We start from the raw sequence: 25777 nt of genomic DNA, 5'->3' as shown, positions 1-25777 counted from the left end.
GCTAGGCAGCATGGGGGTAACGGGATGGGAATCGGCGCGACATGAATTGGCAGAAGCTGGCGCTTATCGCCGGACCGGTGGGGTTTGCGGTCACGCTGCTGCTCGGCGCGCCCGCCGGGATGCCTGCCCCCGCCTGGACCACCGCAGGTCTCGTCTGGTGGATGGCGGTCTGGTGGATGAGCGAGGCGATGCCGCTTTCGGCCACCGCGCTGCTGCCGTTCATCGTCCTGCCGCTCACCGGCGTGTCCAACGCCAACAAGACCGCCTCGGCCTATTACTCGCCGATCATGTTCCTCTTCGTCGGCGGCGCGTTCCTCGCCCTCGCCATCGGACGCACCGGGCTGCACCGGCGGCTGGCGCTGTTCATGCTCAGCCATGCCGGGGAAAGCCCGGTCCGCCTGCTGCTGGCGGTGATGACCGCCACCGCCGCGATCAGCACCATGATCTCGAACACCTCCACCGCGCTGATCATGATGCCCATGGCGCTGGCCATCCTCGCTTCGGGCGGGGTGAAGCCGGGGGACACGCACGGCATGGCCGGCGCGCTGCCGATGGGCGTGGCCTTCGCCGCCACGCTGGGCGGATACGGCACCATCGTCGGCACCCCCACCAACGCCATCGCCGTCGCCCTGCTCGACAAGACGTTGGGCGTGAAGATCAGCTTCGTTGAATGGTCGCTGTTCGGCATGCCGGTGGTGCTGGTCGGTGTGCCGCTGGCGGCGTGGATCATCAGCCGGGTCCACGGCCTGCGTACCGACAGCTTCGATCCCGCCGCCGCGCGCAACGCCATCGAACATTCGGTGGCGTGGACCGTACCGGAAAAGCGCCTCCTGCCGATCTTCATCGTCACCGTGCTGGCCTGGACCACCCAGCCGCTCACCGAACCGCTCTTTCCCAAGGGCGGGCTGACCGACGGCACCATCGCCGCCATCGCCGGGCTGCTGCTGTTCGTGGTGCCTGATGGCACCGGGCGGCCGCTGCTGGTGTGGAAGGAAGCCAACCGCGCGCCGTGGGATGTGGTGCTGATGTTCGGTGGCGGCCTCTCGCTCGCCGCCGGCATGGATGCCTCCGGCCTCAGCGACTGGCTGGCCACCGCCATGCTGCCGTTGAAGGCGGTGCCGCTGCCGATCGTGGCGCTGGTGCTGGTCGCCTTCGTGGTGCTGGTCACCGAATTCGCCAGCAACATCGCGGCGGCCAGCGGGATCATGCCCGTGGTCGCCGCGCTGTGCGGCGCTTTGAAGGCAGACCCGATCCTGCTTGCCCTGCCAGCCGCGCTCGCCGCCAGCTGGGGCTTCATGCTGCCCGCCGGCACCGGGCCAAACGCGCTGGCCTGGGCCACCGGGCACATCGCCATGCCGCGCGTGATCAAGGCCGGGTTCCTGCTCGATGTGGCGGGCGTGTTCCTAATGATCGGCGTGGTCTGGGGCGCGGCGGCGCTGCTCGCGCTCTAAGGTCTTGACCTGAGCGGCAGTTTCAGGACAACTACGTACGAGACGGCGCAACGCCGCCTGCCTCGGTCGCCCATAACCATTGAATGAAAAAGGGAGAGCCGGCTTCGCAAGCCCACGCTTGCGCGGCCCCTCATGGACCCTCGGGTGGGAAACGGCGGACGGTCAAGGCGTACGGCCCATGCCTCTCCACCCGGGGTCCGCCCCGGTCCATCGGGGAACCCGCCTTTTCGCTCGCCCGTTTCGATCCCCTGCCCTACTGGTTGCACTTGCAACCGGATAGCCATGAGGACCGAATGACCGAAACCCCGCCCCGCCGCACCTCGAAGATATCGCCCCACGCGCTGCCCGGCCGCGAACTGCAGCCCTCCACCCTGATGATGGGCCACGGCTATGACCCGCGCCTGTCCGAAGGCGCGCTGAAGCCGCCGATCTTCCTCACCTCCACCTTCGCCTTTCCCAGCGCGGCGGCGGGCAAGCGGCACTTCGAGGCGATCACCGGCCAGCGCGCGGGTGATGCCGAGGGCCTCGTCTATGGCCGCTTCAACGGCCCGGACCAGGAGATCCTGGAAGACCGCCTGTCGGTGTGGGACGGGGCGGAGGATTCGCTGGTCTTTTCCAGCGGCATGTCCGCCATCGCCACGCTGCTGCTGGCGTACTGTTCGCAGGGGGACGTGGTGGTCCATTCCGGCCCACTCTACGCCGCGACCGAAGGCGTGATCGCCAAGACGCTCAGCCGCTTCGGCGTGCGCTATGTGGACTTCCCCGCCGGCGCCACCGAGGCGGAGATCGCCGCAAAGCTTGAGGAAGGCCGCGCGCTGGCGGCGCAGAACGGCGGCAGGCTGGCCGTGATCTATCTGGAAAGCCCCGCCAACCCCACCAACGCGCTGGTGGATATCGAGGCCGTGGCCGCCGCCCGCGCGGCGGTGTGCGGCACGCAGGATGCCCCGCCCATCGCCATCGACAACACCTTCCTCGGCCCACTGTGGCAGCGCCCGCTGCGCCACGGGGCGGACATCGTGGTCTATTCGCTGACCAAATACGTTGGCGGGCATTCCGACCTCGTCGCCGGCGGCCTCTCCGGCGCGCGGGTCTGGCTGGACCGCGTGCGCGCGCTGCGCAACACCTTCGGCACGATCCTTGACCCGCACACCGCATGGATGCTGCTGCGCAGCCTGGAGACGGTGGAGCTGCGCATGACCCGCGCGGGCGAGAACGCTGCCAAGGTCTGCGCCTTCCTTGCCAGCCATCCCAAGGTGGAGCGGCTGGGATATCTGGGGCAGATCGACGATCCGCGCCAGCAGGACATCTTCAACCGCCACTGCACCGGCGCGGGCAGCACCTTCTCGCTGTTCGTGAAGGGGGGAGAGGCGGATTGCTTCCGCTTTCTCGACGCGCTGAAGATCGCCAAGCTGGCGGTAAGCCTGGGCGGCACCGAGACGCTGGCCAGCCACCCCGCCTCGATGACCCACCTTTCCGTGCCGCCCGAGCGCAAGGCGCTGCTGGGCATCACCGACAACCTGGTGCGCGTGTCCATCGGCATCGAGGACGCGGGCGACCTGATCGCCGACTTCGAACAGGCGCTGGCGGCGGTTTAGGCTCCCCGCATCCACCGGTGCCGCTCCTCGCCCGTTCGTGTCGAGCCCCTCGACAGGCTCGGGATAAACTTCGGGCCATAGGCCCGAAGTCGAGACACCTGCGCACTGTGTCTCGACTTCGCTCGATACGAACGGGGGTGGGTGCGTGATGGAATTAGGAAGGTCGGTTAAGCCTCGAAAATCTGGACAAGCCCCTGCCCCATCCGCCACAACAGGCGGGACGAGGGGCACAGGATTTGGAACCGGTTAGCCAACCATCGGCGCTGTCGCAGGGCGCCAACAGCGTGCTGGGATCGCCACTGCGGTTGCTTTCGGGCACGCTGATCTTCGAGGCGGCGGTGTTCTGCATCTCGACGCTGGGATACCTGCGCGCCGGATGGCCGCCGGGCGATGCGGCCTACATGGTGCTGCTGACCATCTTCTCGGTCGGCTATGGCGAAGTGCGGCCGATCGACACCACGTTCCTGCGGCTGTGGACGGTGAGCACCATCGTGATGGGCTGCACCGGCATGATCGTGCTGACCGGCGCGCTGGTGCAGGTGTTCACGCTGTTCCAGTTCCGCCGCCTGCTGGGGATCGACAAGATGCAGACCGAAATCGAGAAGCTGAAGAACCACACGATCATCTGCGGATACGGGCGCATCGGCATCCAGCTGGCCAAGGCCCTGCACGACGCCAACCACCCGTTCCTGGTGCTGGAACGCAATGTGGCCAAGGCCGAGGAAGCCAAGAACCACGGGTACCTTACGCTGGTGGGCGAGGCGACGCACGAGGAGACGCTGAAGCAGGCGGGTATCGCCCAAGCGCGCGAACTGGCGACGGTGCTGCCCGACGACGCGGCCAATGTGTTCATCACCCTGTCCGCGCGCAGCCTGAACCCGCATATCCGCATCATCGCCCGGGGCGAGGAGCCGACCACGGAATCCAAGCTGTTCCACGCCGGGGCCGACAAGGTGGTGCTGCCCACGCACATCGGTGCGGAGCGGATCGTGGAACTGATCCTCTACCCCGCCACCGAGACCGCCATCGCCGATACCGAGCAGATGGGCACGGTGAAGCGCAACCTGCACGACTTCGGGCTGGACCTCGAAGTGGTGAAAGTGCCCGGCCACAGCGCGATGAAGGGCCAGACCGTGGGCGACGCCGAACGCCGCGGCAACGGCGCCTTCTTCGTCGTGCAGATCGACCGCGTGGGCGGCCAGTCGATCCAGCACCCCGGCGAGGACGTGAAGATCGAGGTGGACGACACCGTGCTGCTGGTGGTGCGCGGCAGCCGCCTGTCCGCCGGCGCGGTGTTCAGCGAACCGGCGCGGCCGGTGAAGCATGGGCGGACGTTTGTGGGGTGATGGGGTGTGGGGATCGTTGGTGGCGGAGAGTGGCCACTTGCAGACGCTTCGGTCAGCAGCGCATGTTCCTCGGATGGGCAAGAGATCAGGCGTTCCTCACCGAAACAGCGAGCTAATGAGACTGTCCGATGAACAACTACTGGAGGAACTCGTTCGCTCGCGCACGCGTCTCAGCCTGACGCCATTCGCGAAGATGGCAAAGCTTTGGCATCAACGTATCCATTGGCTGGAGGCGGAGTTAGCGCGCCGCACTTGACGTCCGCTCCCCACCAACATCCGCCGTCGCCCCGTGCTTTGACACGGAGCTTGGCTGATTTGCGGTCTCGTCTTGCAACGCGGCCAACGGGTGTTACTGGTTCTGCCAATCGAGGTTATCGGGCTCGATCGCGGCTCGCACGTTGCAGGCCCCGCCGCGCTTTTCCGTTTTCCGGCATGCCAAACGTGGGGTGGCGAAGGTAGCCAAGCCCCGTGTCACGCACGGGGCGACGGTAGTTTTTTGGATCGGCGTCCGGGTTCGGGATGCGCCAGTTGCCGCCCTACTTCGGCATCCGGTTCCATGCATCCAGCGCCGCGATCTTGTAGGCTTCGGCGAGCGTGGGGTAGTTGAAGGTGTTCTCGATGAAGAAATCGAGCGTGCCTTTCAGGTTGAGCACGGCCTGGCCGATGTGGATCAGTTCGGTGGCGCCTTCGCCCGAGATGTGGACGCCGAGGAGGCGGCGGTTCTTGAGGGAGAACAGCATCTTCATCATGCCGGAATTGAGGCCCATGATGTGGCCGCGGCTGGTTTCACGGAAGCGGGCGATGCCCACTTCGTAGCCGATGCCGCGCGCCTTCACCTCCTCCTCGTTCATGCCCACGGTGCTGATTTCGGGCACGGCATAGATGCCATAGGGGAAGAACTGCGGCGCGGGCGGCATGGGAAGGCCGAAGGCGTGGCAGGCGGCGATGCGGCCCTGTTCCATCGAGGTGGAGGCGAGGCTGGGAAAGCCGATGACATCGCCCGCGGCATAGATGTGCGGCACGGCGGTCTGCATCGTCTTGGCATCCACGGCGATGCGGCCGCGATGATCGGTGGAAAGGCCACAGTTGCCGAGATCGAGCGCGGCGGTGGCGCCGGTGCGGCCGGCGGCATAGAGCAGCATTTCGGTGCGCACCACGCGGCCATCGGCGAGCGTGGTGGTGACCCAGCCATCGGCGCCCTTCTCCACCTTGTCCACGCTGGCGCCTAGGCGGATGATCATGCCGCGATCGCGCAGTTCGTGGATGAATTCGTCGATGATCTCGCGATCGATGAAATCGAGGAAGCTGTCGCGCGGCTCGATCAGGGTGACGGGCACGTCCATCGCCGAAAAGATCGTGGCGTATTCGATGCCGATGACGCCCGCGCCGACCACGGCGAGGCTGCGCGGCACGCGCGGGACTTCGACGATGGTGTCGCTGTCCACCACGCTGAATTCATCAAAGGGGATGCTGTCAGGCCGGTGCGGCACGGTGCCGCAGGCGATGAGGAAGCGGTCCGCGCTGATCGGCAAGTCTGAATTGTCAGGCCGGCGCACGGCGATTTCATGATCGGAGACGAAGCGGGCCATGCCCGATACGGTGCGGATATGGTTTCGGTGGAACTGGTGCTCCAGCACGTTGACCTCGTGCTCCAGCGTCTTGTTCAGCCGCATGCCGAGGTCTTCGCCGCCGATCTGCTGCTTCACGCGGTAGGCGTGGCCATAGAAGCCGCGCTCGCGCCAGCCCGAAAGGTTCAGCGCGGTTTCGCGCAGGGTCTTGGACGGGATAGTGCCGGTGTGGACCGAGACGCCGCCAACGCGGCGACGGCCTTCGACCACCAGCACCTGCTTGCCGAGCTTGGCGGCCTGCACGGCGGCGCGGCGGCCGGCCGGGCCGCTGCCGATGACGACGAAATCGTAGTGTTCCATTCGTGCCCCCACACGCCGCCGCCCTGCCCCGCTGGCAGTGCATCACGCCTGTTCCGGCACGTTCTCCCATAGGCCCGCAGGCGTCACCGCTGCCTTTCGGGCTTCCTAGGCAAGACTACGTTAACCAAGCGCGGGTGCAACGCCCTTATCCATGCGCGCCGAAGTAATTGGCGATGGCGACAGCGATGCGGATGTTGAGGGCGTGGGCGCGCTCGATCGGATCGATGAAGCGGGCGCGGATGGCGCCATAGTCTTCGCCCGCCTTGTCAGGATAGTCGGTCGGTTCATCGAGCACGAAATCGCCGATGCGCGGTTCTGCCACCGGATAGGCGCGGCGCAGCTGGGCCAGCGCTTCGTCGACGCGCAGCGAGAGGACCATTTCCAGCACGTCGTCACGGCTGACGTCGTTGGAGCGGCTGAACGCGGGCACCTGCACCGCGCGCAGGAACATGTGCATCAGCAGCGAAAGGCGCACCGCCTGGAGCAGGCCGATGTTGCGACGCTGTTCGTCGGCATGGGGATCACGCGCGGCGGTCTGGCCGGGGATCAGCGCGAGCAGGCGGTGGAGCTTCATCCAGTCAACCCGCAGGCGTGAGGCGAGACGGCGGAAGACGCCGGCGCGGTCATCCTTGGTCAGGTATTCGGCCAGGGCGAGGCAGCCGTTTTCCAGCGCGGTTTCGGTGCCGCGATAGGGGCGGCTGGCCCAGTAGGCGGAATTGAACAGTTCCCCGAAGGCGCCGACCGTCTTGATCGAGGCGAGTCCGTTGGCGGCGCGCAGCAGGCGGACAAGCTGAGAGCCGCGTTCCGACCGGCCGAGCAGCTCGGCAATCGCCTCGATCTCCTCACCCGCGGCGGTGCCGGCCCCAGCGATGACGTTAACCGCATAGCCGATCTGCTGCAGGATGGCGTTGTGCGGGATGGCGCGGATCTGGCGCAGGCTCATCGACCGGTCGGCATGGATGTCAGACTGGCGGCGCGAGACGCGGCTGCCGGTGGCTTTGAGCAGGCCGAGCCCGAAGGCGGTGAGCGCGCGGGAATAGGTCGCGCTTTCAAGGTGTTCGCGCTGCACGCGGCGGATCGAGCGGTAGAAATCGAGGCTGAGATCGGTGCGATTGTAGAACGGATCGTTCTGGTAGGGCCCGGCGAGCGCGGCCTCCGCCTCGGCAATGCGGGTGAGCGTGGCGAGCGCGAGATCATCGTTGCGGAAGAACAGGTAGCCGTCGCCGCCCTGGAAGCTGGCCTCGGCCTCCACGCGGATGCCGGCACGGGCAAAGCGCCCCCTCGCCCAGCGGCTGAGCGGCCAGGTGAGGCGATCGGTGAAGCCGGACGGATGCGCGCCACGGCCCATGCTTTCGCCATGGGTGTCAAAGATCAGCGCGGCGACATCGGTGAGGCCATTGGCCTGCATCGCATCAGCCAGGCGACCCTGCAGGCGTTCGATCGCCAAGGCGGCGGGAATCTGGCCGAGGAAGCGGCCGGCATCGGAAAAGCCGGTCTGCACCGAGACGCGGCCACGGGTGCGGGCGTAAGCCTGGTAGGCCGGTTCGGCCAGCAGGGCATCGAGGAAGCGGCCGCCGTGTTCAAGCGCGGTTTCGGTTTCGAAAAGCGGGGAGACATCGACCTTGCCATCGATGCCGAAGAGCTTGGCGAAATAGAGCGCGGCGAGCACGGTCTGGGGCTGTTCGCATTCCGCGATCAGCATGCGGATGGGCGCATCGGCATCGATGTGGTGGAGGATCTGCGCCATGACCAGGAACTGGCGCATGGCGGTGGAAGTCTCGATGGCGAGCGCGGCGAAATTGACACGCAGCGGCTGCGCATCGGCCAGAACCTCGCGCAGGCGGGAGAGCGCGCCCTTGCTGCCGAGATCGAGCGTACCGTCGGGGTCGATGCGGCGGCGCAGCGCGTTGTGGAGCTGCGAGGAGTTCACGCGGAAGTGGATCCAGCCCATGCCCAGGCCATCGGCGCGCATCGCGGCGGCGAGCGTGGCATAGGCAATGGCGGATTCGCCGGGGGCGGCCCTGGCGTCTGCCTCAAGCCGGGCGATTACCGGGGCGAGGCTGAGCAGCTTGGCGGGATCATCGGCAGTAAGGCGATTGGCGGCGGTGGCGAGCGCCTCGGCCTCATCCAGAGGCTGGCTGAAGGCTTCGGCCATGGCGCCGGCGTGGACCTGCGCGCCATCGAGCGTGGGCAGGAGATCGTGCGCTTCGTCTATGCCGCGCAGGGTGGCAGCGTAGCTGGCGAGGCGGCGGGCCTTTTCACGCAGGCGGAAGGCGATGGAGGTGGTCCAGCCGATGTCGGTCCGCCCGTCCATGTCATAGCCCACCCACGAGGCGAAGCGGAACGGCAGCGGGCGGAAATCAAGCCAGCGGCCCGGCCAGCGGCTGCGCGCATGGGCAAACAGCGTGGCGTTGATGCGATCCCGCGCGCTGGCCGCGCGCTCGATGGCGTTGCAGGCCTCGACGTGTTCGAACTCCAGCGTGATCTTCGGCCCGGCGTGGGGCACGGCGCAGACCGTTGCGGCCAGCGGATCGTCCGCCAGCGCGGCGGTGGCGACGGCGTCGGATTCGGCAGGGCTGAGCAGGAATGTGGGGTGCGCGGTGAACACCGTGTGCAGCAGCGGCCGTTCCCAGCGGGCACGAAATTCGCCGAAGCCGTCTTCCTCGGGATTGAGCGCAGCGATGCTGGCGAGGTTGGCGCCGCCATCGGTGGGCGCGATCAGCCGGCGCAAGCGGCCGGCGCGGCTTTGCAACGCTTCGCACTCCAGCTCGGCCACCAGCGATTCCACCTCGGCCAGCGAGAGCCCGCCGCTCTCGATCTCGCGCGAAAGGTCGTGGCTCAGCTGGAAGACAGGGTTGAACAGCGGCGTTTCGGCGGTGCGCCGGTGCAGGTCCTGCAGGCGTTCACGCAATTGCTGGACCGTCCTCATCGCCCGCTTTCCCTTCTTCCGGTTTGCCCCACGCGCCATGACGGTCGGTTCAGCGCGAAAGCGCCGAAGCCCCCCGCGCGGCCATTTCGATCGCTGCTTCGTCCGGCTCGCCCTTGCCCACGACCCAGCTGCCGCCGACGCAGAGCACGGGATCGAACCCGAGCCATTCCGGCGCGGAGGCGAGCGTGATGCCGCCGGTCGGGCAGAACCTGCACTGGTAGAAGGGTGCCGCCAAGGCCTTCAGCGCGGGAAGCCCGCCCGAAGTGGCCGCCGGGAAGAACTTGAAATGCGCGAGGCCGAGATCGAGCCCGCGCATGATGTCACCCGCCGAGGCCACGCCCGGAAGGTAGGGAATGCCGGCATCGACGGCGGCGCGACCGAGCGTGTCGGTGAGGCCGGGAGACACGATGAATTCGGCCCCCGCATCGATCGAGGCCTTGAGCTCGTCCGGATTGGTGACGGTGCCCGCACCGACGATGGCGCCGTCCACCTGCTTCATCGCGCGGATCACGTCGAGCGCGGCCGGGGTGCGCAGAGTGACTTCGAGCACGCGCAGACCACCAGCCACGAGCGCGCGGGCGACGGGCAGCGCGTGCGCGACGTCCTCGATCACCAGCACCGGGATGACCGGCGCGGTGCGCATGATGGACTCGATGGGCTTCATTGCAAATTCCCCGGCAAACTATGGAACCGGGAAACTAACGCGCAACACCCTATTGTGCAGCCGCTAACAGGCCACGCGCATACTTATTCGTCTCGGATCAGACCGCCGAGCTGAACTGGCGCGCATCCTCGCGATAGGCGTCGAACACCGCGGCGATGGAGCGGGCATAGGGTTCGCTGCCCGGCGCGAGCACCAGGCGATCGCCCTCCACCCACGCCAGATCGCGGGCGAGGAAGGGTTCGAGCCGATCCCAGGCCATGGCGCGCAGATCACCATCGAGGCGGGCGGTGCCACGGCACAGCAGGTCTTCTATAATGCCGCCCCGCCTGCGGTCTTCGGGCGTGCGTTCCACGCCCTTGCGCCCGGCAAGGCAATCGGAGGCGACGAGCATGCGATAGCGGCCGGCGTTCTTTTCGTTCTGCACGAACAGTTCCGGGAAATCGCTTATCGAGGAGGCGCCGAGGCCGATCAGCGTGGGGGCGTGATCGTCGGTAAAGCCCTGGAAATTGCGGCGCAGGGTGCCGCCGACGGCCGCCTGGGCAAGATCGTCACCCGGCAGGGCAAAGTGATCGAAGCCGACCGCCTGGTAACCGGCATCGACCAGTTGCGCATGGCCCAGCGCCGCCATGCGGAAGCGCGCGCGCTGATCGGGCAGTTGGCTGGCATCGATACGCTGCTGGCGCGGGATCATGTGGGGCACGTGGGCATAGCCGAACAGGGCAACGCGATCCGCCCCCATGGCGGCGGCTTCATCAAGCGTGTGGGCCAGCGTTTCATCGGTCTGGAAAGGCAGGCCGTACATCAGGTCAAAATTGATGGAATCGACGCCGGCAAGGCGCAGGCCCGCAACGGCGCGTTCAATCGCATCGCGCGGCTGAACGCGGCCGATGGCCTGCTGGATCTGGGCATCGAGCGTCTGCACGCCGAGGCTGGCCTTGATCACGCCGATGCCGCGAATGGCCATGAACCAATCGGGGGTGAGGCTGCGCGGATCGAGTTCGATCGACAGCACCGGCAGGTCCATGCTGAAGGCAAGCGTGAGCGTGTCGATCAGGCGGACGAAATCAGTGGGCTTGATCGCATTGGGGCTGCCACCCCCAAAGGCGATGCGCGAGACCCGCACCGAAGGGTGCAGTTCGGCCGCCACCAGCTCGATCTCGCGATGCAGCGCCTCGAGATAGGCGGTAAGGCGGTGGGTCTTGTTCGCGGCGCCGGTGTTGCAGCCGCAGTACCAGCAGATTTCCTGGCAATAAGGGATGTGGAGATAGAGCGAGACGGTGCCGCGCAAGGCACGCAGGGCATTGCGCTGGCGCTCCTCGAAGCTCTCCTCCACGAATTCCGCCGCGGTGGGATAGCTGGTGTAGCGCGGCACCGGGCGGGCGAGCAGATCGGGGTAATAGGTCCAGTTGGCGAAGCGTTCATGCGGCATCTGAGTCATCCTCTTCGCCACAACAGCTATCGCCGCCCAAACGCTTGCGCATTGCGATATGGCAAATCTTGCAGCACGGAGCGCCCCCCGGGCCATCGTTCTTCATCGGGATGTTGAGCGGCACCGTGCGCCCGCCACCTTCGCCACACACCGGCACCAGCATGACCATCGCGCCGCCCGGCATGGGGGCGACCATCTGGAACACCGCGAGCGGCGCAAGGATGGAAAACAGACGCGTCACGGCTGGCCCGGCTGATCTTCATCATCGATCAGGATGCGCGCGGCAGCGCCATCGAGATCGGAAAACTGCCCCCTTTTCAACGCCCAGAAGAACGCGCCGAGGCCGAACAGGCCCATGGCGAGCGCGATAGGGAGGAGGAAGGCGATCGAGGTCATGGCGTCAATCCCTTCCATCCACCGGGCCGGTGGCGCGGGCCAGCCGCAGCGAATTGCCGACCACGATCAGCGACGAAGTGCTCATCGCCACGGCCGCGAGCAGCGGCGTGACCAACCCGGCAATGGCGAGCGGCACGGCCAGAACATTGTAGCCGATGGCCAGGGTGAAGTTCTGGCGCACCACCTTCATGGTGAACCGCGCGGCGCGGACCGCGCGCGGCAGGGCGAGCAGCGAATCGCCTGTAAAGACGAGATCGCTGGCCTGCCGGCCGACATCGCTGGCGCTGCCGGGAGCCATGGAAGCATCGGCTTCTGCCAGGGCCGGCCCGTCGTTCAACCCATCGCCGACCATCAGCACGTTGCGGCCGGTGCGCTGCAACCGCGCGATGGCGTCGCGCTTGTCCGCCGGGCTGGCCGAAGCCTGCGCGGTCAGGCCGATCTGGCGGGCGACCTGCGCCACGGCGGGCACAGCATCGCCCGAAAGGATCGAGCATTCGATGCCGAGCGCCTTGAGCTGACCAAGCGCGGCGTGGGCATCTGGCCGCAGCCGATCGGCAAAGCCGATCATGCGGACCGGGCGATCGCCCACGGTGAGCGCAGTGGCCATGCCTTCGGCAGCAACGGGCTTGCCCAGCATCACCGACGCACCGTTCCAGCGCGCGGTGACGCCACGGCCGGGCAGTTCGACGACATCGTCCAACGCGGCCGACTTTAACCCGCGCGCGGCAAGCGCCTGTGCAAGGCCGAGCGAAAGCGGGTGACGGCTGTGACTGGCGAGCGCCAGCGCAATGGCCGCTTCGTCAGCCGAAAGCGCATCGAGCGCGGCATCATCGGGAACCGGGCGGCCGAGGGTGAGCGTACCGGTCTTGTCGAGCAGGGCGCGGTTGATTTCGGCCAGGCGTTCCAGCGCAGAGCCGTCTTTCACGAGGATGCCGTGCTTCATCAGCGCGCCTGCCGCAACGACCTGCGCCACCGGCACGGCCAGGCCGAGCGCGCAGGGGCAGGTGATGATCAGCACGGCAATGGCGATGACCAGCGATTTGTAGACCCCGGCCCCGGCCAGCATCCAGCCCGCAAAACTGAGCGCGGCAAGCGTGTGGACCGCCGGTGCATAGAGCCGCGATGCGCGATCGGCGATGCGCACATAGGCGGAGCGTGACTGGCCCGCCGCCTCCATCAGCCGCGCGATCTCAGCCAGGGCGGTATCCTGCCCGATGGCGGTGACGCGCACGTCAACCGGCGCTTCGACATTCAGCGTGCCGGCGTGGACTGTATCGCCCCTGCCCGCAGCGACGGGTTCGCTTTCCCCGGTGAGCAGCGACTGATCGAATGTGCTGGCGCCGGCCACGAGTTCACCATCGGCGGCGAGCCGCTCACCCGAGGCGACGCGCATGACCATGCCGGGCTGAAGCGCAGCAGCGGCAACCCAGCGGGTGGTGCCATCAGCCTCAACCACCATCGCGCCAGAGGCGGCCTGCCGCAGCAGCGAATCCACCCCGGCCCGCGCGCGATCGCGCATCATCGCATCGAGGCAGCGCCCGGCGAGCAGGAAGAACAGCAGCATCAGCGTGCCGTCAAACCAGGCCTCGGGCCCGTGGGTGACGGTTTCATAGAGCGAGAGGCCAGTGGCCAGCGTGACGCCGATGGAGATCGGCACGTCCATGTTGGTGCGGCCGCGCTTGAGCGCGGCGAAGGCCGAGGTGAAGAACGGGCGGCCGGCATAGAGGATCGCCGGCACGCCGATGGCGGCGGAGATCCAGTGGAACATGTCACGCGTGGTGCCTTCGGCGCCCGACCAGATCGACACCGACATGAGCATCACGTTCATGCAGGCGAAGGCGGCGACGGCGAGCGGGGCAAGCAGCGGCTTCACCGCAGAGGGCGCGTCTTCCACCAGCACGCGCGGTTGCGCCTCGAACCCGGTGGTGGCGAGCGCGGCGACGAGGTCCGGCATGTCCAGCGCGGGATCGTGGACCACTTCCACGGTGCGCGCGGTGAGGTTGGTGCGCGCCGAGGCGACGCCGGGTACGGCGGCCAGCGCGCGTTCAACCTTGCCCATGCAGCCGGCGCAATGCATGCCGGGCACGGCGAGGACGGAGTGGACCTGCCCCTGTGGCGCGAGGGCCCGGGCCGCGGCAGTCACTGCACGTCTCCGATGGTGCGCCAGGTGCGGCCCTGCGCCATGACCGCGAGCTTCACGTGCCAGCGCCCGGCGCTGAGCCTTGCCGTGTAACGACCGGGGGCGACTTCGCGCAGGGTGAGCTGTTCATCGTCACGCAGGCCAAGCGGGTGTTCGGCCACGGCGGCAAGGCTGGCGCCGGTGATCGCCCTGCCCTGCGCATCGGCAAGCGTGACCTGCATCGCATCGGGCGCGCTGCGGGCCATCGCGGCGTTCCAGCCGAGCGCCTTTTCGTTGCGCGCTTCGTCCAGCCAGCCATTGAACTTCTGGCTGGCGACATAGGAGTTTTCGACGACGAGGCCGCCGAAGGTGGAACTGGCGAGCCGCGCCATGAGGACGTTGACGGCGATGACGACGCCGAAGAACGCGATCATGATCGCGGCCATGTGCTTGCCCGTGAACGGTCGGGCGATACGGCGCTGCTGGGTCACTGGCCGTTTCCTTCCGGAGTGGTGAACGTGGTGTGGGCCGAGTCCTGCCCGCCTTCCCGGTCATTCGCCTTGATTTGGAACAAGAATTCACCGGGCTTTGCGCCACGTGGGGCAACCGCGTAGACGCGCAGGCGTCTGGTCTCGTCAGCCGGCACGGTAACGGCGAGCGATGGCCTTGCGTCTTCCGCCTCCATGTCGTCGGTGAAGATCGCCCCACGTGGCAGGCCGGCGATCGACAGCGTCATCGGGCGCGGGCGGTCTTCCATGTTGCGCAGCTTCACGGTGAAGCCGTTGCGCAGCGAGCCGTTGGACAGCATCACGTATTCGGGGTTGCGGTCCTTGGCCACCGACACGTCGATGCGGGTGCGCTGGCCGAGCATGAACAGCATGGCCACGCCGATCGAGGCCCAGACCCCGAAGTAGACCAGCGTGCGCGGGCGGAAGATCGTCTTGAGCAAGGGCGCATCGTGCTGCCCGTGCTGTTCCAGATTGGCGTCGACCAGCGTGCAGTAATCGATCAGCCCGCGCGGGCGGCCGACGTCCTTCATCGCCTTGTCGCAGGCATCGATGCACAGCGCGCAGGTGATGCAGCCGATCTGCGGCCCCTTGCGGATGTCGATCCCGGTGGGGCACACCGCCACGCACTGCATGCAATCGATGCAGTCGCCGAACGGCTGGTTCGAGCCTTGCGCTTTCTGCGCCGCCTTCACCGACATGCGCGGTTCGCCCCGCCAGTGCTTGTAGGTGACCGTCAGCGACTTTTCATCGAGCATCGCGGTCTGGATGCGCGGCCAGGGGCACATGTAGACGCAGACCTGTTCGCGCATGAAGCCGCCGAGCCAGAACGTGGTGAGCGTGAGCACGCCGGTGGTGGTGTAGGCGATGGGATCGGCGGTGCCGGTCCAGAACGCGTGCTGCAGCGTGGGGGCATCGGCGTAATAGAAGATCCACGCGCCGCCGGTGAGGAACGAGATGCCGAGGTAGACGCCCCACTTGAACACGCGGCGCGCGAGCTTCGAGGCCGTCCACGGCGCGTTCTGCAGGCGGATCTGGGCGTTGCGGTCCCCGTCGATCAGGCGATCGACATGCTGGAACAGATCGGTCCACACCGTCTGCGGGCAGGCATAGCCGCACCATGCGCGGCCGACCGCGCTGGTCACCAGGAACAGGCCGACGCCTGCCATGATCAGCAGGCCGGCGACGAAGTAGAATTCGTGCGGCCAGATCTCGATGTCGAACATGTAGAACCGGCGGTGGGCGAGATCGATCAGCACCGCCTGATCGGGCGCGTAGGGGCCGCGGTTCCAGCGGATCCAAGGCGTGCCCCAATAGACCGCCAGGCAGACGATCATCACTGCCCACTTGAAGCGGCGGAAGGTTCCGTCGGTCTTCCGGGGAAAGACGCCCTTGCGCTTGGCGTAGAACGAAATCTGGTTCGAATGGTCCGCGCGGGGGAGCTTGGGATCGTGCGCGTTCATCGGTCTGTGTCCCTGAAGAAGTGCGGCCGCCGTCCCGCGCCATGGGGCGCAGGTCCGGCGGCCGGCTTTGCCGTTATTTTGCCGCCGCCGGGGCTGCAGCGGGCGCCGCATCCGCCGCCACGGGTGCGGGCGTTGCCTCACCACCGCCACGCGCGTGGACGTAGGCCGCCAGCATCTTGACGGTGACGGGATCGAGACGGCTGCCCCAGGCCGGCATCACGCCGTAGCGGGCGTTGGCCACGGTTTCGGTCAGCGCGGCGCGATCGCCGCCATAGAGCCAGATCGCATCGTTGAGGCGCGGCGCGCCGACGCTGCGCCCCCCTTCCCCGTTGGCGCCGTGGCAGACCACGCAGTTCTGGGCGAACAGGGCCGCGCCGCGCTGCGATGACGGGCTGGCCTTTTCCTGCCCGCTGATCACGCGAACGTGGCTGACCACGTCCTGCACCTGCGCCGCCGTGAGGATGCCGTCACGCCCGAAGGCCGGCATCTGGCTGGTGCGGGTGGCATCGTCGCCCGGCTGGCGGATGCCGTGCTGCAGCGTCTGGTGGATGGTGGCGATGTCACCACCCCACAGCCAGTCGTCATCATTCAGGTTGGGATAGCCCTTTGCCCCCGCGGCGCCCGCGCCGTGGCACTGCACGCAGTTGACCTTGAACGCCGCCGCGCCGCCATCGATCGCGGCGCGCAGCAGCCTGGGATCATTGGCGAGCTGGTCCACCGGCGTCTTGTCGATCACTGCGCGGATGCCGGCGCGCGATGCCTCTGCCGCGTTCATGTCCATGGCGAGGGCGCCACGGCTGGTCCAGCCGGAGGTGCCGGCGGTGGCGGAGTGGAGGCCGGGGATTGCCGGGTAGACCACGCAATACCCCACTGCGAAGACCACGGTGGCATAGAAGGTCCAAAGCCACCAGCGCGGCAGCGGATTGTTCAGTTCCTCGATGCCATCCCATTCGTGGCCGACGGTTTCGACGCCCGTGGCGTCGTCGATGCGCTTATTGGCCATCGTTCTCATCCTTGAAGATCGAGTTGGCGGCTTCGGTGTTCATCGCGCTGGCACCCGGCCGGAACGGCCATAGGCAAAGCAGCAGGAACACCACGCCCATGGCCACAAGGCCCCAGCTGTCCGCGAGGTGGCGGAGGTTGTCGTAGGTGCTCATCGCCCCTTCTCCTTCGCCAGGTCTTCCTGCGCGGCCGGCGCGTTGACGTCGACCATCGTGCCCATGACCTGCAAGTACGCGACGAGCGCGTCCATCTCGGTCAGGCGCTTGGGATCGCCGTCGAAATCACGCACCTGCGCCTTGGGATAGCGCTGCTTGAGTCCGGCCGAATCCGCCTCGGGATCGGCCTGCGCCTTCAGGTCGTCGTTGGCCTTGGCGATGGCGTCCTTCGAATAGGGAACGCCGACATCGTAGAGCGTGCGCAGCTCTGCGGTCATGTCGCCCGCGTTCAGGTCCTTATCGGCAAGGAACTGGTACGTTGGCATGATCGATTCCGGAACGACCGCGCGCGGGTCCTTCAGGTGCTGCACGTGCCATTCGTCGGAGTATCTGCCGCCCACGCGTGCCAGGTCGGGCCCGGTGCGCTTGGAGCCCCACTGGAACGGATGGTCGTACATCGATTCCGCGGCAAGGCTGTAGTGGCCATAACGTTCGACCTCGTCCCGGAAGGGGCGGATCATCTGGCTGTGGCAGACATAGCAGCCTTCGCGGATGTAAATGTCGCGGCCGGCCTGTTCGAGCGGGGTGTAGGGCCGCATGCCCTCCACCTTCTCGATCGTGTTGTCGATCCAGAACAGCGGCGCGATTTCCACGATGCCGCCAACCGTCACCGCGGCAAAGGCGCAGATGCCCAGCAGGGTGATGTTGCGTTCCAGCTTCTTGTGACGCTCCATGATGGAGAGTGCCATTGTCGTTCTCCTTCCCTGGACTTCAGGCCCGGGGCTTCAGGCGTGGGCCGCGGCGACGGCGGCGGGCTTGCCGGCAAGCGGCACGTCCTTCGCGGCGTCGTACGGAGTCTCGGTCATCGGCGCTTCGCGCCGCAGCGGGCTGCCCATGATGGTGCGGGCGATGTTCCAGGCCATGATCGCGGCGCCGCTGAGGTACATCAGGCCACCCAGAGCACGCAGCGCGTACATCGGGTGAAGCGCGGCGACGGTATCGGCGAAGGAGTTCACCAGGTAGCCATCAGGCCCGTATTCACGCCACATCAACCCTTGCGTGATCCCCGCCACCCACATGCTGGCGGCGTAGAACACGATGCCCACGGTCGCGAGCCAGAAGTGCCAGTTGACCATGCGCAGGCTGTAGAGCCGCTGACGGTTCCACAGGCGCGGCGCGAGGTAATAGAGGCAGCCGAAAGTGACCATGCCGTTCCAGCCGAGCGCGCCCGAATGGACGTGGCCGATGGTCCAGTCGGTGTAATGCGAGAGCGAGTTGACGCTCTTCACGCTCATCATCGGGCCTTCGAAGGTGCTCATGCCGTAGAAGGCAAGGCTCATCACGAACATGCGGATGATCGGATCGGTGCGGATCTTGTCCCATGCGCCGTTCAGCGTCATCAGGCCGTTGATCATGCCGCCCCAGCTGGGCATCCACAGCATGACCGAGAAGACCATGCCGAGCGTCTGCGCCCAATCGGGCAGCGCGGTGTAGTGCAGATGGTGCGGACCCGCCCAGATATAGAGGAAGATCAGCGCCCAGAAGTGGATGATCGACAGGCGATAGCTGTAGATCGGGCGTTCAGCCTGCTTCGGCACGAAGTAGTACATCATCGCCAGGAAGCCGGCGGTGAGGAAGAAGCCGACCGCGTTGTGGCCATACCACCACTGCACCAGCGCGCCCTGCACGCCGCCAAACACCGAAACCGAGCGCGAACCGAAGAAGCTGACCGGGATCGCCGCGTTGTTCACCAGGTGCAGCATGGCGACCGTGAGGATGAACGACAGGTAGAACCAGTTGGCGACATAGATGTGCGGCTCGGTACGTTTGAGGATCGTGCCGCCGAAGACGACCAGGTAGGACACCCAGACGATCGTCAGCCAGAGATCGACGTACCATTCGGGCTCGGCGTATTCCTTCCCCTGGGTAATCCCCATCAGATAGCCGGTGGCGGCCAGCACGATGAACAGCTGGTAGCCCCAGAACACGAAACGGGCGAGGCCGGGGAAGGCCAGCCTCGCCCGGCAAGTGCGCTGCACCACGTAATACGACGTGGCGATCAGGGCATTGCCTCCGAAAGCGAAGATGACCGCGCTGGTATGCAGCGGGCGCAGGCGACCGAAGTTGATGAACTCCAGCCCCAGGTTGAGCTGTGGCCAGGTCAGTTCGAGCGCGATGTAGAGCCCGGCGAGGAAACCCGCCATGCCCCAGAACACCGTGGCGATCACGCCCCAGCGGATCGGGTCGTCGTCATACTTTCCCTGATCGGGAGTGGTGACGATGCCCTTGGCGATGGAGTCCACATCCGCCCCGCGCAGCGAGACGATCAGGCCGATCAGCGCGGCCAGCGCGCAGATCGTCATGTGGACGGCGAACCCCCAGTCGGCCGCGAGCGCGACCGCCATGACGGCGAATATCAAAGCGGCAAACCATATGCCGCTTCGCGTGACGAGCGAAACCATGGAGCCTTCCCTTCCATGCAATATGACAGGGATGCCCGTGGGCCTGATAAGGTTTGCCAGCATTGATGCGGGTCAAAAGACCACTAAGTTTCAGCATCATACCAAAGTCGTATGTGTCGCGTCGCAAATTTGCGTTCCGTCAATGAGAGGGATTCGCAGGCGGTGCATCTGGCATTTCACGTTGCAGGCGATGGCTGGCGAGGGGCTGGCCACCCGCAACGGCAGGATGAAACGCATGAAGAAGATCCTCTCCGCAGGCCTTGGCGCAGCTCTCGCCGGAACGGCCCTCCTCGCCCCCGCAGCGGCGCACGCCGGATCGGCCGACGGCAAGTGGCAGATCAAGGTTGTCGGCACCGCGGTGCTGCCCGATGGCAAGATCGACAAGGTTGAGGCGATCAACACCACGACCACCCTTGGCAGCACGCTGGCCGGCATCACCACGGCCTATGACACCAAAGCCAACGACAACTATGTGCCCACGATCGCGGTGGAATACTTCTTCACGCCGAACGTGTCGGTTGAGACGATCTGCTGCCTGACGCAGCACCATGTCGACGGCACCGGAGCGCTGGCCGGCGCAAACATCGTCAACCACGTGCTGATCCTGCCCGCAACGGTGACCCTGAAGGGCCATCTGCCGCTCGGCGCGATCAAGCCCTATGTCGGCGTTGGCCCCACGGTGTTCTTCGTGCTGGGCGAAAAGCCCGGCAGCACCGCCACCACGCTGGGCATCGACAAGGTGAAGATGAGCAATTCGATCGGCTTGGCGCTGCAGGGCGGCGTGGACATCGCGCTGGGCGACAAGGGTTTCGGCCTGAGCCTTGACGCCAAGAAGTACTTCGTCAAGCCGACCGCCAGCTTCTATGACAGCGGCGTCCTCGCGCTCAAGACCAAGCACGACCTCAGCCCCTGGGTGCTGAGCGCGGGCGTGACCTACCGCTTCTGACGGATACCCCTCACCGGCCGATGCCACGCACGGTCGATGGGAGGAAGGCGGGTGGAGCAATTCGGCGATCTGGGATCTCGCCGTGGTTGGTCCACCCGCCACTTTTTTGTTTGCTGCACCAAGGTGATGTCGCGGTAAATATCTGAAATATTTGGACCACGCACCTTCGACTGTGGCTACGTGATCACAGTTCCCATCAATTGAAAAGTTGCATCGGAAACCGGGGTTGCGACAGCGCCGGGGGTTGCAGCATGAGCGGGCACACGGCGCCTGACGCCGCAACAAGCCCTTTTTGACAACGCAGAGCCTGGGAGGATACAAATGGCTTCGCACTTCAGCACGCGCTTCGCGATGCTTGCTACCACCGCCACGATTGCCCTGTTCGCAACGCCCGCCATGGCGCAGGATGCTGCGCAGGCCGATGCCGCCGGAGACATCAACGGCAACGAGATCGTGGTCACGGCGACCAAGCGCGCCCAGACGATCCAGGAAGTGCCCTTCTCCGTGAACGCGCAGACCGCAGCGGACATCGAGAAGGCGGGCGCCACCTCGATCGAGGACATTTCCCGCTCCGTTGCCGGCCTGACCGTGCAGAACCTCGGGCCCGGGCAGAGCCAGGTATCGGTCCGTGGCGTTTCTGCCGGCCAGATCGTGCGAGACCAGCCCGGCGTGAAGGAACAGGTCGGCATCTATCTTGACGAATCCGTGATCTCGCTCTCGCTGTTCACGCCCGATTTCGACCTGTTCGACCTCAACCGCGTGGAAACGCTGCGCGGGCCGCAGGGCACCCTGTTCGGTTCGGGTTCAGTAGGCGGGACCGTGCGCTACATCACCAGCCAGCCCAAGCTGGGCCGCACCGAAGGCCAGGTGGCGGCGGACGTCAACGTGCTCAAGGGCGGCGATGTCGGCTATTCCGGCAAGGCGGCGGTCAACCTGCCGCTGGGCGAAAAGGCCGCGCTGCGCGTGGTCGGCTATGGCGAACACTTCGCCGGCTTCATCAACGCGGTTGGCCCGGCTGCGGGCAAGAACGTAAACGATGGCGAACGCTATGGCGTGCGTGCCGCCGTGCTTTTCGAACCGGTCGACGGCCTCAAGATCACGCCGCGCGTGGTCTATCAGGACATCAAGACCAACGGCTTCAACCGCGCGGAAATCTACAACATCTATGCCAGCCCGCTCGCCGGCGCTGCGCCCCTGCCCGAAAACACGCAGTACCTGCGGCTGCGCGAGGGCTTTCGCGACAAGACCACGCTGGCCGACCTGACGATCAACGCACCGATTGCAGACGGGATCGAGGCGACCAGTGTCACTTCCTACATCAACCGCGATATCGTGGTCAGCCGCGATGCTTCGGCCCTGACCGGCTCGGTCTATGTCTCCTTCTCGGGCGCTGCCCCGGCGGCTTTGGGCGGCGCGGCGCTCGCCTCCAACCTGCGCGATACCACCAAGCTGAAGCAGTGGACGCAGGAGCTGCGCCTCTCGTCAACCGGCACGGGTCCGTTCCAGTGGGTGTTCGGCGGGTTCTACACCGACGTTAACCGCAAGTACGCCCAGCGCCTGCCTACTCCGGGCGCGGACGTGTTCAGCCAGGCCTTCCTTGATGCGATCGCGCCGGGCACGCCAGTTTCCGCGACTTACAACGGTTTCCCGGCGGACTCTCCCTACAACGCCGACATTCCTTACAAGATCAAGCAGTTCGCCGTCTTCGGCGAAGCCAGCTACAAGGTCGGCCAGTTCAAGCTGACCGCCGGTGGTCGCTACTACGACTTCAAGGAATCGCGTGACTTCATCTCCGGCGGTGTCTTCGCCAATGGCGATCGCAACATCGGCGACAAGACCAAGAGCAACGGTTTCAACCCGCGCTTCATCGTCAGCTACCAGCCGGACCGCAATCTTTCGGTCAACCTTCAGGCGTCAAAGGGCTTCCGCCTCGGCGGTGTAAACGATCCGCTGAACATTCCGCTGTGCTCCGGCGGGGCGACGGGTGACGACGCCAAGACCTATGGCAACCGTCCGAACTACAAGGACGAATCGCTGTGGAACTATGAAGCCGGGATCAAGGTCGGCAGCGGCGCGGTCACTTTCAATGCGGCCGCGTTCTACAACGATATCCGCAACCTGCAGGTGACAGCGGATGCCGGCAGCTGTTCTTCCCGCGTGGTGTTCAACGTGCCCAAGGCGCACACGGCCGGTGTCGAGTTCGAACTCAGCGCCCGCCCGGCCAAGGGCTTTGAACTGGCGGTCAACGGATCGGTCATTGAATCCAAGTTCGACAGCACCGTGACGGACGCCAATGGCGTGGTGATCGCTGGCATCCGCGATGGCAACCGCCTGCCCACCGTGCCCAAGTTCCAGATGTCGGCCACCGCGTCGTACATCACGGCACTGTCGGACACGATGGACTGGACCGCCAATGCCAGCTTCCAGCATGTGGGCAACCGCTTCACCCAGCCATCGGACCAGGAAGCGGGAGCCGGATCGTTCACCAATTCGATCTTCTACAACCCCGCCACCGGCGCAGCGGGCACCGGAAGCTACAACTTCGGATCGTATCAGCTGCCCAGCTATGACCTGGTGAACGTTTCCACCGGGGTCAGCTGGCAGAACGGGCTGTCGGTGCTGGTCTATGCCAACAACCTGTTCAACAAGAACCCGCTGCTCTCGCTGGACCGCGAGCGCGGTGGCCGCGCCCGCCTTTCCTACAACGTCGGCTCGCCGCGCAAGATCGGCGTGACCGTGCGCAAGACGTTCTGATTGCGGGACTGAACAAGGAAAGGGCCGGTCCGCGATGGCGGGCCGGCCCTTTTCCTATTCGCGGGGCAAGGCGGCTCGGCTCAGCCCGCCAACGCCACCAACGCGCCGCGATTCACGATCTCGACCTCGCGCCGCGAGGGGAGCTCGATCACGCCTTCGTTCTTCAGCTTGGTGAACTGGCGGCTGACCGTCTCGATCGTCAGGCCCAGCACGTCGGCCACCTGCTGGCGCGAAAACGGCAGCGAGAAGCGGTTCGCGGGGCCGAAGCTGGGGGTGCAGCCCGTCTCGGCCAGGCGCTCCGACATTTCCAGCAGGAACGTGGCGATCTTTTCCGGCGCGGTCTTGCGGCCCAGCAGCATCATCCACGAACGTGTGCGGTCGAGTTCCGCCAGCGTACGTTCGAGCAGCTTGTGCTCAAGCTCGGGGTGCTCGCGCGCGAACCGGTCAAAATCATTGCGCGAGAAGACGCAGACACGAGCATCGGTCAGCGCGACAACGCTGGCCTTGCTGGTGGGGCCGAACGGGCGGCCGATGAAATCGGACGGATAGGCCACGCCGACAATCTGCTCGCGACCATCTTCGGTCGACGTCGTCAGCTTCAGCACGCCATCAATCACGTTGGCCACGAGCAGGGAGTCGTCGTCCTCCCAGATCAGCGGCTCACCCGCTGTCACCGAGCGACGGCGGCCAATCGCGTTCAGGGCGTGGATTTCACGCGAATCGAGGCCGGCACAAATGGCCCGGTTCCGCACCACGCAAGTGTCACATGAAGACATAGCTATCCGCCTACCAAAACTCGCAAGCTACGACAATTACGCGTTTCGATAGTGTGAATGCAAAAAATCGGGCGGCCAGTTTAACCAGCCGCCCGAGTTGGGGAGAAATCGGCGGAGAGGGAGGGTTGAAACTTCGAACCGTCCCGTCCGTCGAAAGCCGGTATCGGGCATTTGCGGGCGCCGAGCCTTGACGAAAGTCAAATAAGAGCGAGAATTCGCATCATCGACTTTGGTCGTAGGCAGCCGACGGATCAGTCGGCCAGGTTGGCGAGGTCATGATACTGACCCCGGAAAAACATCAGCGGCGTACCATCCGCGCGCTTGTCCAGCGCTTCCACCGCGCCCACCACAAGCCAGTGATCGCCCACGTCAACCACCTTGTCGATCGAACAGTCGATCCAGGCGATGGCGTTTTCCAGAAGCGGCTGGCCCGAAGGCGTATGGCCATGTGCCAACTCCGCAAACTTGTCGTCGGCGCGTGAGGCGAAGCGACGGCACAGTTCAAGCTGGTCCGCCCCGAGCACGTTGACGCAGAAGCGTCCGACGGATTCGATAAAGCTCCAGCTGCGCGAACGCTTGTCGGGAAAGAAGCCGACCAATGGCGGATCGAGCGAAATCGAGGTGAATGAGCCAACTACCAGACCGTGCCTTTCGCCGGCCGGATTGGCTGCTGTGATAACACTGACACCAGTCGGATAGGCGCCAAGTACGCTACGGAAGTGGGCGGAATCGATCATTTCGCCCTCGTGTCCGCAATTGTCGATTTAAGCAATCGGTGAGTTGCAACGGCTACTCGAAAAAAGCGATGCCACGCACCTCGATGCTTGTCCTCGTGCGTGCATCTTGCATGCCAACGTCTTGAAATGCAGTGTGCGGGCAGCGCCAAGTGACTGACTTATCACTATCCTGGAACTTGAAGAGCAGCACATCATCCCTGGTCATGTTCGAAAAATACCACCAGCGGTGCCGCTCGCGATATCGGAAAATCGTCGCTGCGATCATCTGATCCTCGCCTTCAACCGGGGCGGTCAGATCTTTGCCCTGCGGAAACTCGTCGACAACGAACAGGGTGTTGGAAGCGGTCTCTTCATCTGTGACCGAGCGCCCGTCGCACACCGCCAGCGGCCAATCCTGCGGTCCGGGCGAATAGGCACGCCACAACGAGAAGCAGATGTAACGGCGATAGCCCGGCCCATCGGGAAACGCCTGCGCATAGACGCGCGCGGCCGACCGACGGCCGGTGATCTCGTTGAAATCAACGTGCGCCTCACCGGCAGGAGGCTGGATCCCCCCTGCGTGGACGTAACCTTCAACTTTCTCGGCCGCGCGCTGCGAAAGGTCAGCCGATGTCCTGACCATCCAGCCCTGCGCAGAAACCCGGTCCGCTCCGAACCAGCGCTTCGCCAGGTCCTCAACCTCGGCAAGGTAAAGCAGCTCGACCTGCTTCGCGTCTCGAAAGTCTTCTACCGCCGAGACATGTCGGCCCAGCATGAATCCATGGACATCGAGCTGAAAATGATCCCGGATCGGCATTCCGTCGCGGATCACCACATCATGGTCGCTGTATTCGCCCGTGTTCATTTCCGCACCTCGGCTGACATAGCGCCGGGTCACGAACTCGCCTTCGGAGAGATAGCGGATGCGGGCTGGCACCAGTCGCGCCGTGTCCTCGATTTCGGCAGTCCTGGCGTCCACGCGGTCTCTCCCGGTACGTTTGCATCGAACCCTACAAACCCACATTCTCCAAGTAAGTCGCTGATTTCGCTGTCGTAATCGTGATATTTCGCATATAAATCATGGCGTTGACGGCTGCGAGGGGCGCGTTTCATGGATCACCTGGAGGGTGCGGGCTTGGC

Annotated in this window: 21 protein-coding genes; 5 read left to right on the top strand and 16 right to left on the bottom strand. The window is 65.7% G+C overall.

Features of this window, described 5'->3' with window-relative positions; translation table 11 throughout:
• Positions 1–41: 41 nt before the first annotated feature.
• From POM99_RS00105 to POM99_RS00095, 3 genes are all read left to right on the top strand, one after another.
• On the top strand, positions 42–1451 hold the full coding sequence (locus POM99_RS00105; RefSeq protein ID WP_277274695.1) for an SLC13 family permease: 1410 nt from the start codon (positions 42–44) through the stop codon (positions 1449–1451).
• Between the two features lie 293 nt (positions 1452–1744).
• The gene (locus POM99_RS00100) at positions 1745–3046 is read left to right on the top strand and encodes a cystathionine gamma-synthase family protein (RefSeq protein ID WP_277274694.1); all 1302 of its coding nucleotides are present in this window, start codon (positions 1745–1747) and stop codon (positions 3044–3046) included.
• A 236-nt stretch (positions 3047–3282) separates the two neighbouring features.
• On the top strand, positions 3283–4392 hold the full coding sequence (locus tag POM99_RS00095) for a potassium channel family protein (protein WP_277274693.1): 1110 nt from the start codon (positions 3283–3285) through the stop codon (positions 4390–4392).
• Between the two features lie 536 nt (positions 4393–4928).
• Here POM99_RS00095 and sthA read toward each other — a convergent pair.
• From sthA to ccoN, 13 genes are all read right to left on the bottom strand, one after another.
• Entirely contained in the window at positions 4929–6320 is a 1392-nt protein-coding gene (gene sthA, locus POM99_RS00090) for a Si-specific NAD(P)(+) transhydrogenase (RefSeq protein WP_277274692.1), read from the bottom strand.
• Positions 6321–6465: 145 nt separating this feature from the next.
• Entirely contained in the window at positions 6466–9249 is a 2784-nt protein-coding gene (locus POM99_RS00085) for a phosphoenolpyruvate carboxylase (RefSeq protein ID WP_277274691.1), read from the bottom strand.
• Between the two features lie 49 nt (positions 9250–9298).
• On the bottom strand, positions 9299–9913 hold the full coding sequence (gene eda, locus POM99_RS00080; RefSeq protein WP_277274690.1) for a bifunctional 4-hydroxy-2-oxoglutarate aldolase/2-dehydro-3-deoxy-phosphogluconate aldolase: 615 nt from the start codon (positions 9911–9913) through the stop codon (positions 9299–9301).
• A gap of 97 nt (positions 9914–10010) precedes the next feature.
• On the bottom strand, positions 10011–11342 hold the full coding sequence (gene hemN / locus POM99_RS00075; protein ID WP_277275062.1) for an oxygen-independent coproporphyrinogen III oxidase: 1332 nt from the start codon (positions 11340–11342) through the stop codon (positions 10011–10013).
• On the bottom strand, positions 11332–11583 hold the full coding sequence (locus tag POM99_RS00070; protein WP_277274689.1) for a hypothetical protein: 252 nt from the start codon (positions 11581–11583) through the stop codon (positions 11332–11334). The genes hemN and POM99_RS00070 overlap by 11 nt, the downstream gene beginning before the upstream one ends.
• Complete coding sequence (ccoS, locus tag POM99_RS00065) at positions 11580–11738, bottom strand: cbb3-type cytochrome oxidase assembly protein CcoS (RefSeq protein ID WP_277274688.1); 159 nt, start codon at positions 11736–11738, stop codon at positions 11580–11582. The genes POM99_RS00070 and ccoS overlap by 4 nt, the downstream gene beginning before the upstream one ends.
• A 4-nt stretch (positions 11739–11742) precedes the next feature.
• Positions 11743–13881 (bottom strand): heavy metal translocating P-type ATPase, encoded by a 2139-nt coding sequence (locus tag POM99_RS00060; RefSeq protein WP_277274687.1) that lies wholly within the window; start codon positions 13879–13881, stop codon positions 11743–11745.
• Positions 13878–14348, bottom strand: coding sequence for a FixH family protein (locus tag POM99_RS00055; protein WP_277274686.1), 471 nt, complete (start codon positions 14346–14348; stop codon positions 13878–13880). Before POM99_RS00055 ends, POM99_RS00060 begins: the two co-directional genes overlap by 4 nt.
• Positions 14345–15826: a cytochrome c oxidase accessory protein CcoG gene (gene ccoG / locus POM99_RS00050; RefSeq protein ID WP_277274685.1), complete on the bottom strand. Its 1482-nt coding sequence runs from the start codon at positions 15824–15826 to the stop codon at positions 14345–14347. Before ccoG ends, POM99_RS00055 begins: the two co-directional genes overlap by 4 nt.
• Positions 15827–15899: 73 nt before the next feature.
• Positions 15900–16829: a cytochrome-c oxidase, cbb3-type subunit III gene (gene ccoP / locus POM99_RS00045; RefSeq protein WP_277274684.1), complete on the bottom strand. Its 930-nt coding sequence runs from the start codon at positions 16827–16829 to the stop codon at positions 15900–15902.
• On the bottom strand, positions 16819–16983 hold the full coding sequence (locus POM99_RS00040; protein ID WP_277274683.1) for a cbb3-type cytochrome c oxidase subunit 3: 165 nt from the start codon (positions 16981–16983) through the stop codon (positions 16819–16821). Before POM99_RS00040 ends, ccoP begins: the two co-directional genes overlap by 11 nt.
• Entirely contained in the window at positions 16980–17732 is a 753-nt protein-coding gene (ccoO, locus tag POM99_RS00035; RefSeq protein ID WP_277274682.1) for a cytochrome-c oxidase, cbb3-type subunit II, read from the bottom strand. The genes POM99_RS00040 and ccoO overlap by 4 nt, the downstream gene beginning before the upstream one ends.
• Before the next feature lie 36 nt (positions 17733–17768).
• The gene (ccoN, locus tag POM99_RS00030) at positions 17769–19445 is read right to left on the bottom strand and encodes a cytochrome-c oxidase, cbb3-type subunit I (protein ID WP_277274681.1); all 1677 of its coding nucleotides are present in this window, start codon (positions 19443–19445) and stop codon (positions 17769–17771) included.
• Between the two features lie 235 nt (positions 19446–19680).
• Here ccoN and POM99_RS00025 point away from each other — a divergent pair, with 235 nt between their 5' ends.
• The gene (locus POM99_RS00025) at positions 19681–20391 is read left to right on the top strand and encodes an OmpW/AlkL family protein (protein WP_277274680.1); all 711 of its coding nucleotides are present in this window, start codon (positions 19681–19683) and stop codon (positions 20389–20391) included.
• A 321-nt stretch (positions 20392–20712) separates the two neighbouring features.
• Positions 20713–23145 (top strand): TonB-dependent receptor, encoded by a 2433-nt coding sequence (locus POM99_RS00020; protein ID WP_277274679.1) that lies wholly within the window; start codon positions 20713–20715, stop codon positions 23143–23145.
• 80 nt (positions 23146–23225) lie between these two features.
• Here POM99_RS00020 and POM99_RS00015 read toward each other — a convergent pair whose 3' ends face one another.
• The 3 genes from POM99_RS00015 to POM99_RS00005 all read right to left on the bottom strand — a co-directional run bounded on the left by POM99_RS00015 (position 23226) and on the right by POM99_RS00005 (position 25661).
• Positions 23226–23921, bottom strand: coding sequence for a Crp/Fnr family transcriptional regulator (locus tag POM99_RS00015; protein WP_277274678.1), 696 nt, complete (start codon positions 23919–23921; stop codon positions 23226–23228).
• 251 nt (positions 23922–24172) lie between these two features.
• A complete protein-coding gene (locus POM99_RS00010) occupies positions 24173–24658 on the bottom strand; it encodes a flavin reductase family protein (RefSeq protein ID WP_277274677.1) in 486 nt (161 codons plus the stop codon).
• 52 nt (positions 24659–24710) lie between these two features.
• A complete protein-coding gene (locus POM99_RS00005; RefSeq protein ID WP_438822971.1) occupies positions 24711–25661 on the bottom strand; it encodes a CmcJ/NvfI family oxidoreductase in 951 nt (316 codons plus the stop codon).
• Positions 25662–25777 lie beyond the last annotated feature (116 nt).

The sequence above is a fragment of the Novosphingobium cyanobacteriorum genome, assembly GCF_029436685.1.
GTDB lineage: Bacteria > Pseudomonadota > Alphaproteobacteria > Sphingomonadales > Sphingomonadaceae > Novosphingobium > Novosphingobium cyanobacteriorum.
This window is presented reverse-complemented; position numbering and strand designations above follow the sequence as displayed.

What these genes read in the sequence shown, in the direction of transcription:
- POM99_RS00105 (WP_277274695.1), top strand. Translation starts at nt 42, where the DNA reads ATGAATTGGCAGAAGCTGGCGCTTATCGCCGGACCGGTGGGGTTTGCG.
- POM99_RS00100 (WP_277274694.1), top strand. Translation starts at nt 1,745, where the DNA reads ATGACCGAAACCCCGCCCCGCCGCACCTCGAAGATATCGCCCCACGCG.
- sthA (WP_277274692.1), bottom strand. Translation starts at nt 6,320, where the DNA reads ATGGAACACTACGATTTCGTCGTCATCGGCAGCGGCCCGGCCGGCCGC.
- POM99_RS00085 (WP_277274691.1), bottom strand. Translation starts at nt 9,249, where the DNA reads ATGAGGACGGTCCAGCAATTGCGTGAACGCCTGCAGGACCTGCACCGG.
- eda (WP_277274690.1), bottom strand. Translation starts at nt 9,913, where the DNA reads ATGAAGCCCATCGAGTCCATCATGCGCACCGCGCCGGTCATCCCGGTG.
- hemN (WP_277275062.1), bottom strand. Translation starts at nt 11,342, where the DNA reads ATGCCGCATGAACGCTTCGCCAACTGGACCTATTACCCCGATCTGCTC.
- ccoS (WP_277274688.1), bottom strand. Translation starts at nt 11,738, where the DNA reads ATGACCTCGATCGCCTTCCTCCTCCCTATCGCGCTCGCCATGGGCCTG.
- ccoG (WP_277274685.1), bottom strand. Translation starts at nt 15,826, where the DNA reads ATGAACGCGCACGATCCCAAGCTCCCCCGCGCGGACCATTCGAACCAG.
- ccoP (WP_277274684.1), bottom strand. Translation starts at nt 16,829, where the DNA reads ATGGCCAATAAGCGCATCGACGACGCCACGGGCGTCGAAACCGTCGGC.
- POM99_RS00040 (WP_277274683.1), bottom strand. Translation starts at nt 16,983, where the DNA reads ATGAGCACCTACGACAACCTCCGCCACCTCGCGGACAGCTGGGGCCTT.
- ccoO (WP_277274682.1), bottom strand. Translation starts at nt 17,732, where the DNA reads ATGGCACTCTCCATCATGGAGCGTCACAAGAAGCTGGAACGCAACATC.
- ccoN (WP_277274681.1), bottom strand. Translation starts at nt 19,445, where the DNA reads ATGGTTTCGCTCGTCACGCGAAGCGGCATATGGTTTGCCGCTTTGATA.
- POM99_RS00025 (WP_277274680.1), top strand. Translation starts at nt 19,681, where the DNA reads ATGAAGAAGATCCTCTCCGCAGGCCTTGGCGCAGCTCTCGCCGGAACG.
- POM99_RS00020 (WP_277274679.1), top strand. Translation starts at nt 20,713, where the DNA reads ATGGCTTCGCACTTCAGCACGCGCTTCGCGATGCTTGCTACCACCGCC.
- POM99_RS00015 (WP_277274678.1), bottom strand. Translation starts at nt 23,921, where the DNA reads ATGTCTTCATGTGACACTTGCGTGGTGCGGAACCGGGCCATTTGTGCC.
- POM99_RS00010 (WP_277274677.1), bottom strand. Translation starts at nt 24,658, where the DNA reads ATGATCGATTCCGCCCACTTCCGTAGCGTACTTGGCGCCTATCCGACT.
- POM99_RS00005 (WP_438822971.1), bottom strand. Translation starts at nt 25,661, where the DNA reads ATGTGGGTTTGTAGGGTTCGATGCAAACGTACCGGGAGAGACCGCGTG.